Annotated in this window: 8 protein-coding genes; 1 reads left to right on the top strand and 7 read right to left on the bottom strand. The window is 61.9% G+C overall.

All coding sequences use genetic code 11. The features are described from left to right. Positions 1–200: 200 nt before the first annotated feature. Positions 201–2,738: a DUF5916 domain-containing protein gene (locus ASU33_RS00980; protein ID WP_059067246.1), complete on the top strand. Its 2,538-nt coding sequence runs from the start codon at positions 201–203 to the stop codon at positions 2,736–2,738. Positions 2,739–2,744: 6 nt separating this feature from the next. Here ASU33_RS00980 and ASU33_RS21385 read toward each other — a convergent pair whose 3' ends face one another. The 7 genes from ASU33_RS21385 to ASU33_RS00945 form a co-directional block, all read right to left on the bottom strand. Next, complete coding sequence (locus ASU33_RS21385) at positions 2,745–3,596, bottom strand: glutamate--tRNA ligase family protein (RefSeq protein ID WP_059067245.1); 852 nt, start codon at positions 3,594–3,596, stop codon at positions 2,745–2,747. Between the two features lie 67 nt (positions 3,597–3,663). Next, positions 3,664–4,854 (bottom strand): efflux RND transporter periplasmic adaptor subunit, encoded by a 1,191-nt coding sequence (locus tag ASU33_RS00970; RefSeq protein ID WP_149866975.1) that lies wholly within the window; start codon positions 4,852–4,854, stop codon positions 3,664–3,666. A 145-nt stretch (positions 4,855–4,999) separates the two neighbouring features. Continuing rightward, positions 5,000–9,508 (bottom strand): CusA/CzcA family heavy metal efflux RND transporter, encoded by a 4,509-nt coding sequence (locus ASU33_RS00965; RefSeq protein WP_350308172.1) that lies wholly within the window; start codon positions 9,506–9,508, stop codon positions 5,000–5,002. Positions 9,509–9,589: 81 nt separating this feature from the next. Next, a complete protein-coding gene (locus ASU33_RS00960; protein ID WP_059067241.1) occupies positions 9,590–9,997 on the bottom strand; it encodes a hypothetical protein in 408 nt (135 codons plus the stop codon). Positions 9,998–10,215: 218 nt separating this feature from the next. Beyond that, positions 10,216–11,226, bottom strand: a complete 1,011-nt coding sequence (locus ASU33_RS00955) for an NADP-dependent oxidoreductase (protein WP_059067239.1) — start codon at positions 11,224–11,226, stop codon at positions 10,216–10,218. Positions 11,227–11,325: 99 nt separating this feature from the next. After that, on the bottom strand, positions 11,326–11,760 hold the full coding sequence (locus tag ASU33_RS00950) for an organic hydroperoxide resistance protein (protein ID WP_059067237.1): 435 nt from the start codon (positions 11,758–11,760) through the stop codon (positions 11,326–11,328). Positions 11,761–11,790: 30 nt separating this feature from the next. After that, positions 11,791–12,240 (bottom strand): MarR family winged helix-turn-helix transcriptional regulator, encoded by a 450-nt coding sequence (locus ASU33_RS00945; RefSeq protein WP_059067235.1) that lies wholly within the window; start codon positions 12,238–12,240, stop codon positions 11,791–11,793. Between the last annotated feature and the right edge of the window lie 180 nt (positions 12,241–12,420).

The raw sequence follows: 12,420 nt of genomic DNA, 5'->3' as shown, positions 1-12,420 counted from the left end.
CCGCGGCCGCATGTAGTGGTATTTTCTAGCTCCCGACGCTGCCACCCCGGCAAGTGGCGCCGCCGGCTGTAGTACCTAGCTCAGGTACTGTTTGCTCCGCCTTTCTGGTCGTTTTTCAGCGCAGCTATGCTGTTGCAGGGCAGCGCCTTGCCTTTGTGCTACCTCTTGCCAATCCTTCTCTCACCCGAACCCTGAGTGCTATGTCTTTTACCTCTACGCTGCGCGTTGCCTGTTTGCTTTTGGCGCTGGGCCTAGGTGCCCGGCAAGCTGCTGCGCAAGCAACGGCAACCACGGCGGCGCCTAAGCGGCAGCTGCAGGCCGTGCGCATCAGCGAAGCCCTGAAAATGGATGGCGTGCTCGACGAGGCGGCATGGCAGCAGGCACCCGTGGCTACCGACTTTGTGCAGCAACGGCCCAACCCCGGCGTGCCCGAAAAGCAGAAAACCGAGGTGCGCGTGCTTTACGACGACGCCAACCTGTACGTGGGCGCCATCATGCACGACGTATCACCCGACTCCATTCTGCGCGAAATGACCGCGCGCGACCAGTTCGGCAACTCCGATATCTTCTCGGTGTTTCTCGACACCTACCACGACCAGATCAACGGCTACAACTTCACGGTAACGCCCACCGGCGTGCAGCTCGATGCGCGCTATTCGCCGGCCGTGGGCGAAGACTGGAACTGGAACGCCGTGTGGGAAAGCCGCACCGCCATCAGAGGCACCGACTGGGTGGCTGAAATCCGAATTCCGTACTCGGCTATTCGCTTCAGCAACATGCCCGAGCAGCTGTGGGGCCTCAACTTTGCCCGCCAGCGCAAGCGCGACAACGCACAGTTTTTTTGGAACGAGGTAAAGCCCGCCATCAACGGCTTCGTCAATCAGTGGGGCACCTTGCACGGCGTGCGCGACGTGAAGCCGCCGCTGCGCCTCTCGCTGACGCCCTATGTATCGGGCTACGTGAACGACAACCCGCTTAACGCGGAGGGGCAACGGCGCACCACAACTTCGTTCAACGGCGGGGCCGACGTGAAGTGGGGCATCAACGAGAGCTTTACCCTAGACGCCACCTTGGTGCCGGACTTCGGGCAGGTGCAGAGCGACAACCAGGTGCTGAACCTCTCGCCCTTTGAGGTGCAGTTCGCCGAAAACCGGCAGTTCTTCACCGAGGGCACCGAGCTCTTCAACAAAGGCAACTTGTTCTACTCGCGCCGGGTGGGTGCCACGCCTATCGGCTTCTATGACGTGCAGGCGGGCGACGATGAGAAGATCGTGCGCAACCCGGCCGAAACGCGCCTGCTCAACGCCACGAAGGTTTCGGGTCGCACGCGCCAAGGCTTGGGCATTGGTGTGTTCAACGCCTTGAGCAACGACGTGTACGCCACCGTGCGCAACGAGGAAACGGGCGAAGAACGGCAGGTGAAAACCCAACCCTTCAGCAACTACAACATCGCCGTGCTCGATCAGTCGCTGAAAAACAACTCCTATGTTTCGCTCATCAACACCAACGTCACGCGCTGGGGCCAAACCTACGACGCCAATGTAACGGGCGGCCTGTTCCGCTTCAACGACAAAACCAACACCTACGCACTCGATGGCGGCGTAGTGTACTCGCGGCGGCGCGGCAACCGCTTCGGTTCCGAGGAGCAAATCGACGACCGCGACGGGTTTAAGTACGAAATCGGGGTGGGCAAAATCAGCGGCACCTGGACGTGGGGCCTCAACCACCGCATCGAATCGGACCGCTACAACCCCAACGACCTGGGCATCTTGTTCGGCAACAACAACATCACGCAGGCGTTTGATTGGGGCTACCACAAGTACAAGCCCTTCTGGAAGGTCAACAACTTCCACATCTTCGGGCAGGCGCGCTACTCGTTGCTCTACAAGCCCACCCGCTACCAAAACCACAGCTACTACCTAGGCGCCAACACGGTGTTCACGAAGAGCTTTTTGCAGGTTGGCTTTGATATGAGTGTCGACCCCAAAAACCACGACTTCTACGAGCCGCGCGTGTTTCCGCTGGGCAAGTACTACGTGCAGGTGCCCGGCAGCACGTTCTTCCTCGCCTTCTTCAACTCCGATACGCGCAAGAAATTTGCCTTGGGCATGAACGCCGGCATCCGCGGCTATGCCCTCGACGACCGCCTCGCCCGCCCGCGCCGGGCCCGCTACCAGTTTGGCGCTTACCCGCGCTACCGCGTCAACGACCACCTCACCTTCCGCTACTCGCTCGATTGGAGCCTGGGCCAAAACGAGATTGGCTACGTGAACGGGGGCATGGACGCGGGCGAGCCGCTGGACGAGCCGTTCGTGGGGCAAGTGGTGCTGGGGCGGCGCAACGTGGTGACGGTGTCGAACGTGGTGCAGATGGCCTACACCTTCAACAACCGCATGTCGTTTACGCTGCGCACGCGCCACTACACCAGCAACGTGCGCTACCGTGACTTTGCGCGGCTAGGAGAAGGTGGGCAGGAGGAGCTCATCGACTACCGCCGCAACCGCGACAACACCTACAACGCCTTCAACGTGGATGCGGTGTACTCCTGGTGGTTCGCGCCCGGCTCGCAGGTAAGTTTGGTATGGAAAAACGCCGGCTCCACTTTCCTGCTCGCCGAGCAAGCCACGCCGCAGTACTTCGACAACTTCAACAACACCATCAACACCCCGCACAACAACTCGGTGTCCATCAAGGTGCTGTACTACCTCGATTACCTTACGCTGCGCAAGGGCCGCTAGCATTGCCTAACCCAAAGCCTGCTGCAACGCCCTCAACGACTCGCCCGCTTCGGGTGGCAATTGGAGCAACCGGGCCACAGCCGCGTACACGGACTGTGGCCCGGTTGCGGCGTTAAGCACGCCACGATCGAGGGGCAGCTGCTGCGATTTGCTGAGTTTGCGGCCTTCAGAGTCGGTTAGCAGTGGGTGGTGCAAAAACTGAATGCGCGCGGCGTTGAAAGCGGCGGTTTCGGGCAGTTGCTGAGCCAGCCACAATTGCGCGGCGGTACTGGGCAGCAGGTCTTGGCCGCGCACAATAAGCGTGGTACCTAGGCGCAGATCGTCGGCAATGGAAGCAAGCTGATACGCCACCACCGCATCTTTCTTGCGCAGCACAAAATCGGGCATGGCGGCGCCTAGGTCGAGGCTGCTGGTACCTTGCCAGTCATCGGCAAAGCTGACGGTGGTACCGATGGGCACGTGGGCCCGCCACGCCACGCCTGGTTGGTCGAGGTCGACCGGGATTTCGAGGCCGTTGGTGCGCGAGCGGGTACTGGCATGCAGCAGGCCGGGCACCAGGCGCAGGCGGCGCAGCAGGTAGTTGTACGCGGGTTGGTGCAGCAGCTGCGAGTAGTGGCGCAGGAAATCGTCGGGGCCGGTGGGGCCGTGGTCGTAGTCGAGGCCAAGCCACTCGATGGTGCGGAAGATGCTCTCGAGGTACGCGCGGCGCAGGCGGTTGCGGTCGAGGTCGTCGATGCGCAGGTGCAACGTGCCGCCGGCGCGGCGCACGAGCAGCCACGTCAGCACAAAATTTACGGCATTGCCTAGGTGCAAATAGCCGCTTGGCGTGGGTGCCAGGCGCGACACTACCTTCCGCATTTCGGCGGGGTTTGGCGCAACAACAAATGGCAAACGAGCAGCCCTCATGCCCCGAACTTACGCAGCGCTACTCTTCGGCCGTGTTTTTCAGCTTGCCTAGCAGGCTGTAGGCGCCCGTGGTTACCACTTGCGTTTCGGCCGTAACTGTGGTCGGCAGCACTACCGGCACCGTGCCGTTTTCGACGGCGCCAGCACGGCGCACCTCCACCATGCGGTAGTGGGCTTGGGCCGGATTGGGCTGCACGAAAATGTAGCTCCGGCCCTCAAAATCGACTACGGCCGCTTCAGGCAATGTGGGCGTAATGGCTTTTGGTTGGCCGGTTTCGGTTTGGATGGCGGCGCGCACAAACATGCCCGGCAACAAGGCTGGGTTATCTTCCTCGTCGGGGTGGGCGTGCACGGTTATGGTGCGGGCTTCGGGGTCGACGGCGCGGCTTACCAACGTAATGCGGGCCGTGTGTTGGGCACCGGCTGAGTCGGACGCGAGCGTGAAGCGCAAGGGCTGGCCCATTTTCACCCTAGGTGCGTCTTTCTCAAACACCGTTAGCTCCACGTGCAGGTGGGTAGGATCTACGAGTTCGGCCACCGGCTCGGTGGAGGTTACGGTTTGCCCGGTGGTGGCGCGCACGTGGCGCACAAACCCGCTAATGGGCGCCCGCAACTCGGCCGTGGTAGCCATGGCCCCGCTAGCCCGAACCGGCAAGCCCGCCAGGCGTAGCCGCGCCGCTAAGGCATCGCGTTGCGCCTGCAAACTGCGGTATTCGGCTTGGGCACGCTGGTAGTTTTTGGCCGGAGCTACTTCTTCCTGCACCAATTGGCGTTGGCGTTCCATCTCGGTGCGGGCGTACTCGAGCTGGCTAAGCACCTGGCGATAATCCTGCTGCACCTGAATAAACTCGGGGTTGCGCACCACGGCCACGGCCTCGCCCTTGCGCACGTGGGCACCCGGCAACAACGGTAGCCGCTCGATGTAGCCGCCCAAGGGCGCACTCAGCACCACTAGGCTTTGCGGCGGCGCCTCCAACGAGCCGTTTACGCGCAGCACACCCGCCGCCGATTGGTAGCTGACACGGCCCGTGCGCACGCCCGCTACGCGCAGCTCATCGGCGCTGAGATGCACCTCGTTTTCGGCGGTTGGTGTGGCGGCCTCGGTAGCGGCGGTAGCCTGCCCCTGCGGCTGCTCCGCCGGCGCGGAGTTGCAAGCACCTAGGGCTGCAAGCAGCAAGTATCGGAAGTATGAAGTTGAGCGGTGAAGCATGGAAAGCTGATGAAATGCAATGTTGTGCGACGTAGCGCGGGCTTCCGCCTGCGTTTGCTGGCACGACAAGTAATGCACGACTCTGTTCTAACGATTTTGTTCTGAAGAACGCGGGCTAAAGCCCGCGCTACATCGCATTACAGGCCTAATCGGTGCGGCCTAGTAGGTACTCTAGTTCGAGCACCGTTTGGTTGTAAGCCAATATGGCATCGAGATAATCGGCGCGCAGGCGCTGGGCGCGTTCGGCGTGCAGCAAGTACTCGGCAAAATCCATCTCGCCGGCGCGCCAGCCTTTGCCGGCCAACCGCAAAATGAGCGCCGCCTGCGGCAAGCCCGTTTGCTGATAGAAAGCCATGCGCTGCTGCTGCTCGCGCAACCTAGCCAACAACGACGCTTGGTTAGCCGCGACTTCGGCTACGCGGCGGCGGTATGCCTCTTGCGCTGCCAGCTGCTGCAGCCGAGCAGCTTCTTCGCGGGCTTTGTACGGGCGCGTCCAGAGGGGTACGTTTAGGCTGAGTTGCGCCGCCTGAAAGCGGTTGCCGGGGCCGTAGAAACGCTCGGTGCCTTTGTAGAGGATATTGCCGCGCAACGACTGATTGAGGTACGTAAGGCCCAACTCGGGGCGACGGCTGCGCCGCAGCACCAAGGCTTCGGCCTGGCGCTCGGCGGCTTGCCGGTTTAGCAGGCGGGCCGTGGGGTCGGTAGCATTGGTGGTGTCGGCCGTGGCCTGCAACGAATCACCTAGGAGGGTTACCACTTCGGTAGGCAACGGCAAAGGCTGCAGCAAACTGTCGGCGGGCACGGGCAGGCCGGGCCACTGCAGCAAAGCTTGCAGCTGGCGGCGGGCCGCGAGGTAATCGGTGCGGGTGCGGGCGGTAGCTATCTGCGTTTCACCCTGCTGCACCACGGCCGTGGCGGGTTCGATGCGGGCTGCCTCGCCGGTTTTAAACCGCAATTCGGCCGCCCGGCGAAAAGCACGGCTGAGGCTATCCTGACTGCGCAGCAATACCAGCCGGTGCCGGGCATGAACGGCTTGCTGGTAAGTAGCACGCACCTGCCGGCGCAGCTCGGCGCGGCGCATATCCAGCTCCGTTTCGGCTACGGCTACTTGCGCCGCTGCCAAGCCCATCAGGGCGCGGTACTGACCTAGGGCGGGCAGCGGCTGCGCAACGGAAAACTGATTATCCATGTACGGCGAGTTGAACTGCCCGTAGCCCGCTTGCACCGTGGTGCGCGGCAGCTCCCAAACCGCTCCGCGCACCGCAGTACGGGCCGATAACTGATAGCTGGCCGCACGCACGTCGCCGCTTCTACCTAGGGCAGCTTGCACCGCGCCGGTTGCGGTAAGCGGCGCCGGGGCTGTGCTGCGGTCGGGAGCGGGTGTTTGGGCCGAAGCCGCGGCGGGCAGCAACAGCACCAGCCCCGCTCCTATTGCGGCTACCGCTTTCGACTTAGATGCGCGGCCCAGCAAATTGCGCCAAAAACCGCCTTCGGCCTCGCTGAGGTAATACAGCACCGGCAGCACCAGCAGCGTAAGCAGCGTAGCCGATACCAGCCCGCCAATTACCACAGTGGCCAGCGGCCGTTGCACCTCGGCACCAGCGGTGCCGGCCAAGGCCATCGGCAAGAAACCTAGGGACGCCACCGTGGCCGTCATCAGCACGGGGCGCAGGCGCTCCTCAGTGCCGCGCAGCACCCGTTCGCGCACATCGCGCACGCCAAAATCGCGCAGCGTGTTAAACGCGCTCAGCAGCACAATGCCGTTGAGCACTGCCACCCCAAACAGCGCAATAAAGCCCACCCCCGCCGAAATACTGAACGGCAAGCCGCGCAGCCACAAAGCCGCCACGCCGCCCACCGCCGCCAGCGGAATAGCCGTGAAGATGAGCACCGCTTGCTTGAGCGAGCCGAACGTGAGGAACAGCAAACCGAAAATCATGAGCAGCGCCACCGGCACCGCAATGCCCAGCCGTTCGTTGGCCTGGCGAAGGTTCTCAAACTGCCCGCCGTAGGTTACGTTGTAGCCCGGGCTGAGCTTCACCTTGCTTTGCACCAGCGCCTGCACCTCCTCCACCACGCGCTGCACATCGCGGCCGCGTACGTTGAAGCCCACCGTAATGCGGCGCTGGGCGTTGTCGCGCTGAATCTGGCTGGGGCCAACTTGGTAATCAACCTGTGCAACTTGTTCGAGGGGTACCTGCCCGCCCGCTGGTAGCGGCACGTTGAGGGCGCGCACCTGGCTAATGTCGTGGCGGTACTGGTCGGCGAGGCGCACCACAAGGTCGAAGCGCCGGTCGCCCTCGAACACTTGGCCAGCCCCCGCGCCTGCAAAGGCCGCGGCAATGCTTTGGTTGAGGTCATCGACGCTCAAGCCAAACTGCGCCAGTCGTTCGCGGTCGGGGCGCACCACAATTTGGGCCAGGCCGGTAGCCTGCTCCACATAAAGGTCGGCCGCGCCGGGTACTTGTTTCACGAGGTTGCCTACTTGCCGGGCGTAACCGGCAAGCTGGTCGAGGTCTTCGCCGTAAATCTTCACCACCACATCCTGCCGCGCGCCGCTGATCAGCTCATTGAAGCGCATTTGAATGGGCTGCTGAAAACCGAACGTCACGCCGGGCAGCACGCGCAGGGCGTGGGCCATTTTGGCGGCCAAGTCCTCGCGGTTTTCGGCCGACGACCATTCCTTGCGGTCTTTCAATACTACAATAAGGTCGCAGGCTTCGAGCGGCATTGGGTCGATGGGAATTTCGGAAGACCCGATTTTGGCCACAACTTCCTTCACCTCCGGAAACTGTTGCTTCAGCAAATCAGAGGCTTGTTGGGCTTGCTTGATGGTGTAATCGAGCGACGAGCCGGGCAGCACGCGGGTTTCCACGGCAAAGTCGCCCTCCTCCAGCGTCGGTATGAACTCGCCACCTAGGGTGCCGAGCAGCACCACGGCCCCAACGAGCAGCGCCGCGGCAGCACCCAACACCAACTGCGGCACGGTTAGCACGCGCTGCACCAATGCCCGGTACCGCGCCCCCAGCTTGGCCAGCACTTTATCGGACCAGCCGCCGTGCACGCCCTTGCGCAGCAGCAGCGCCGACATCACCGGCACGTACGTCAGCGACAAAATAAAGGCGCCCAGGATGGCAAAGGCCACGGTTTCGGCCATGGGCCGGAACATTTTGCCTTCGATGCCGGTGAGGGCCAAAATAGGCAAGTACACCATCAGGATGATAAACTGCCCGAACGAAGCCGACTGCTGAATGCGGGAGGCGGCATCGTACACCTCTTCGTCCATTTCGGCGGGCGAAAGGTCGTCGTTGGTGAGGGGCAACTCGCCGCTGCCGTGGGCCTGCCCGAAACGCGTGCTGAGCCGGTGCATGGTGGCTTCCACGATGATAACGGCGCCGTCCACGATCAGGCCAAAGTCGATAGCCCCTAGGCTCATGAGGTTGCCCGACACGCCGAACACGTGCATCATGCCAATGGCAAACAACATGGCCAGCGGAATAACCGACGCCACCAGCAAACCCGCCCGCCAGTTGCCCAAGAACAGCACCAGCACGAAAATCACAATTAGGGCGCCCTCGGCGAGGTTTTTGGCTACGGTGCTGATGGCCTGATCGACAAGCTTGGTGCGGTCGAGGAAGGGCGTGATTTCGAGGCCGGCGGGCAGTGTTTTCTGGATGGCGGCCATTTTGACTTTCACCGCCTCCACTACTTCCGAGGAGTTGGCGCCGCGCAGCATCAGCACCAAGCCGCCCACGGTTTCGCCGTGGTGGTTGCGCGTCATGGCACCAAAGCGCGGTGCGGCACCGGCGCGCACATCGGCCACATCGCGGATGAGGATGGGCCCGCGGCTTTCGGTGGCGGGGCGCACCACTGCCCGGCCAATATCAGCCTCGGATTGCGCCAAGCCCTCGGTCCGGATAAACCACGCCTGCGGGTTGCGCACGAGGTAGCCCCCGCCGGCGTTGCCGTTGTTGCGGCTCAGGGCTTCTTGCAAATCGGCCACGGTAAGCCCCAGGCTGCGCAGCCGCGCCGGCTCCACGGCCACTTCGTACTGGCGCATGTAGCCCCCAAACGACGATACATCGGCCACGCCGGGCGTGCCCAGCAACTGGCGGCGCACTACCCAATCTTGCAAAGTGCGCAGCTCGGATAGCGAGTACTTCTTCTCGAAGCCCGGCTTGGTGCGGATGGTGTACTGGTATATTTCGCCCAGGCCGGTGGTGGGCGGCCCCATCTCGGGCTGCCCAAGGCCGGGCGGTATTTGTGCTCCGGCCGCGCGCAATCGTTCGGCCACTTGCTGCCGCGCCCAGTAGTTGTCGATGGCGTCGCCGAACACAATGGTAACTACCGAGAGGCCTGCGCGCGAAAACGAGCGCACCTCTTCGCGGCCCGGAATGGTGGCCACGCTTTGCTCGACGGGGAAGGTTACCAAGCGTTCTACATCGGCCGCGCTCAGCGAGGGCGACACCGTGTAAACGATAACCTGGTTGTTGGTGATGTCGGGCACGGCATCGATGGGCAGATGCCGCAATGCGTAGAGGCCCCACACCAACAGGGCTACTACTCCGACGCCTACCCCTAGCTTGTGCCGGAGGCTTAGCGCAATAAGCTTATTGAACATGAAAAGCACGTTGCCGCCAAGGGCAACTTTCATGTGGAGGCTGGCTGTACTGCAACGGGCGGCCGGTGCACCTAGGGTGCACCGCGCTGCCTCGCCCAAGCCAGGGCCGCTAGCCTACGCCCGGCTTGCCACAGGGGCGGCTACCGAGCGCGGGGGCTGAAAGTACGTGCGCGACACGCCCCGCGGGGCCGAAACCACGTACTCGCCGCCGTACTGCTGCGCCTCCGAGAACTCCAGCGGCTGGGGCAGTGCCAAGCGCAGCACCGGCGGCAAAGCCAGCGCGGTGGCCTGGTGCAAGCAAGTGTGCAGGGGCAGCGACTCGTGGTCTTGCTGGCGCTGCTGGTTATGCAGGCCGGCGTAGTGGTCGTAGAGGAAGCGCAGAACAGAGCTACCAGCGTGCTGCTGCTGGTAATGATCAACCAATTGCGGAATCTTCAGCAACTCCAGCGCATTGCCAGCGGGCACAAGGCTCACGGCAAACAAGTGCCAGCTCAACAGCGCTATAATCAACCGCTTCATCATTCCGGGTGCAAAGATAGGAAGTAGCCCTGTAGCGCGGTGTAGCGTGGGCTTCAGCCCGCGTTTGCCAGCACGTAATCGTTGTGAGCTACAGATGTACCAACGACGTTGTTCACGCAAACGCGGGCTGAAGCCCACGCTACACTGCGCTACCAACAACGATTAGGTTTCTATTTGCGGACGCGGACTACAACCGAGGGTCGGCGTAGCCAAAGTCCGCGCTACTCCGGGTCGGCTACTTTCACCACGGCCTTGCCGGTGTTTTCGCCGCTAAACAAACCAAGGAATGCTTCCGGAATTTGCTCGAAGCCTTCGGTTACGGTTTCCTCAAACTTCAGCTTGCCTTGCTGGTACCACTCCGTCAGGGCCTTTACGCCTTCGGGCCAGCGCGGCAGGTAGTCGCTCACGATAAAGCCTTTGAGCAGCGCACTTGTTTTGAGCAGCTTGGGTTCGGGCCTAGGCCCAGCGGGCTGCTCGGTGGCGTTGTAAATCGAGATTTGACCACACAAGGCGATGCGCGCGTGCTTGTTCAGTAGGTCGTACACGGCATCGGTAATGGCACCGCCCACGTTGTCGAAGTAGCAGTCGACGCCGTTGGGGCAGGCGGCACCTAGGGCCTGGGCTAGATTGCCGGCAGTTTTGTAGTTGATGGCCTCGTCGAAACCCAACTCATTTTTCAGGTAAGCTACTTTCTCATCGGAGCCGGCGGTGCCCACTACCCGCGCGCCCTGAATTTTGGCCAATTGGCCCACCACCATGCCCACAGCGCCGGCCGCGCCCGATACCACCACGGTTTCGCCTGCTTTGGGTTGGCAAATATCGAGCAAGCCGAAGTAGGCGGTAAGGCCCGTCATGCCAAGCAGCCCTAGGTAGTAACTGATGGGTGCAGCATCGGCAGGCACTGCTTGCAGCCCGCGGCTGCCCGCAAGTTGGTACTCGCTCCAGGCCAAGTTGCCTACCACCAAGGTGCCTACCGGCAGCTGCCCCACGCGGCTTTCTACCACCTGCGCCACTACCCCACCGCTGATGGACTGCCCCACCTCGAAGGGCGGCACGTACGACTTTGCGTCGCTCATGCGGCCCCGCATGTAGGGGTCCACGGATACGTATAGGGTTTTCAGCAGCACTTGGCCATCGGCGGGCGCAGCTACCTCGCTGGTTTCGTAGCGAAACGTGTTGGGCGTGGGTTTGCCTTGGGGCCGGTGGTCGAGGACGATGGTGCGAGTGGTCATAGCAGGCAGCTCAGCAATGCGTGAAAAAACAACACCGGCGCCTCCTACAGCAGGAGGCGCCGGTGTGCTATAACTGCGAAACCCGGTGCGGGGTTAAGCTTAGTTGTTGGTGGTGGTGCGCAGGTTCACCTCGATGTTGCCGCGGGTAGCGCGCGAGTAAGGGCAAATTTGGTGCGCCTGGGCTACCAGCTCTTCGGCTTGGCCTTGCTCCACACCGGGGATGTTTACGTGCAGGTCAGCCGCAATACCAAAGCCGCCGTCCTCGGCTTTGCCAAAGTGCACAAAGCTTTCGATGGTTACGCCTTGTAGGGCCACCTTGGCCTGGCGGGCAGCTACACCTAGGGCACCCTCGAAGCAGGCAGCATAGCCAGCGGCAAACAGCTGCTCGGGGTTGGTAGCACCTTCTTTGCCCGTGCCGCCCATGGCTTTGGGCGTGCTGAGCTCGAGGTTAAGGGCGTTATCCTGGCTGGTAACTTGGCCGTTGCGGCCGCCTTTTACGTGGGCTTGCGCCGTGTACACTTTCTCGATTTTCATCGCAAACAGGGGAATGAAGCTTTCGGTCGTTTAGGAAAGCTGGGTTAACAAACGGGTGAGCTGGCTGCGGAGCTGGTTAAACTCATCGGGGCTGAGCTGCAGCTTGGCCAGCAAGGCTTCGGGGATGCATTCGGCGCGGTGCTGTAGCGCCTGGCCCGCTGGCGCCAGGGTAATAATCACGGAGCGTTCGTCGCGCGGGTCGCGGCGGCGGCTTACCAACTGGCGCTGTTCCATGCGCTTCAGCAACGGCGTGAGGGTACCCGAGTCGAGCAGCAGTTTTTCACCTAGGGCTTTTACCGTAAGCTCCGGATGTTCCCAGAGCAGCAGCAGCACCAAGTACTGCGGGTAAGTTAAGTCGAGCTCTTGCAGCAGCGGCTGGTAGGCCTTTGTGAACAAGCGCGACACAGCATAGAGCGGGAAGCACAGCTGGTTATCTAGCTTCAGCAGCTCGCTGGGGATAGGAGTGGCCGGTTTGCTCATGATGATACAGCGCTGCGCTTAGGATTACACTGCAACATTACATTGTGCACAATCAAATAGCAAACAATTATTATGATATAATTCACTTTCAGACTTAATAATTTCTGAGGACGCAGTAATTAATGCTACCTGCAGCTAAACCTTGAGGAGGTGTTGCCATCCAAGCAGCTACATTAGCTA

The sequence above is a fragment of the Solirubrum puertoriconensis genome (genome assembly GCF_001483135.1).
GTDB classification, from domain to species: Bacteria; Bacteroidota; Bacteroidia; order Cytophagales; family Hymenobacteraceae; genus Solirubrum; species Solirubrum puertoriconensis.
The sequence above is the reverse complement of the archived record's forward strand: the minus strand, read 5'-3'. Positions and strand labels throughout refer to the sequence as shown.

Bases quoted from the DNA above. Each gene is read 5' to 3' on its own strand.
- ASU33_RS00980 (WP_059067246.1), top strand. From the start codon at position 201: ATGTCTTTTACCTCTACGCTGCGCGTTGCCTGTTTGCTTTTGGCGCTG.
- ASU33_RS21385 (WP_059067245.1), bottom strand. From the start codon at position 3,596: ATGCGGAAGGTAGTGTCGCGCCTGGCACCCACGCCAAGCGGCTATTTG.
- ASU33_RS00970 (WP_149866975.1), bottom strand. From the start codon at position 4,854: ATGCTTCACCGCTCAACTTCATACTTCCGATACTTGCTGCTTGCAGCC.
- ASU33_RS00965 (WP_350308172.1), bottom strand. From the start codon at position 9,508: ATGAAAGTTGCCCTTGGCGGCAACGTGCTTTTCATGTTCAATAAGCTT.
- ASU33_RS00960 (WP_059067241.1), bottom strand. From the start codon at position 9,997: ATGATGAAGCGGTTGATTATAGCGCTGTTGAGCTGGCACTTGTTTGCC.
- ASU33_RS00955 (WP_059067239.1), bottom strand. From the start codon at position 11,226: ATGACCACTCGCACCATCGTCCTCGACCACCGGCCCCAAGGCAAACCC.
- ASU33_RS00950 (WP_059067237.1), bottom strand. From the start codon at position 11,760: ATGAAAATCGAGAAAGTGTACACGGCGCAAGCCCACGTAAAAGGCGGC.
- ASU33_RS00945 (WP_059067235.1), bottom strand. From the start codon at position 12,240: ATGAGCAAACCGGCCACTCCTATCCCCAGCGAGCTGCTGAAGCTAGAT.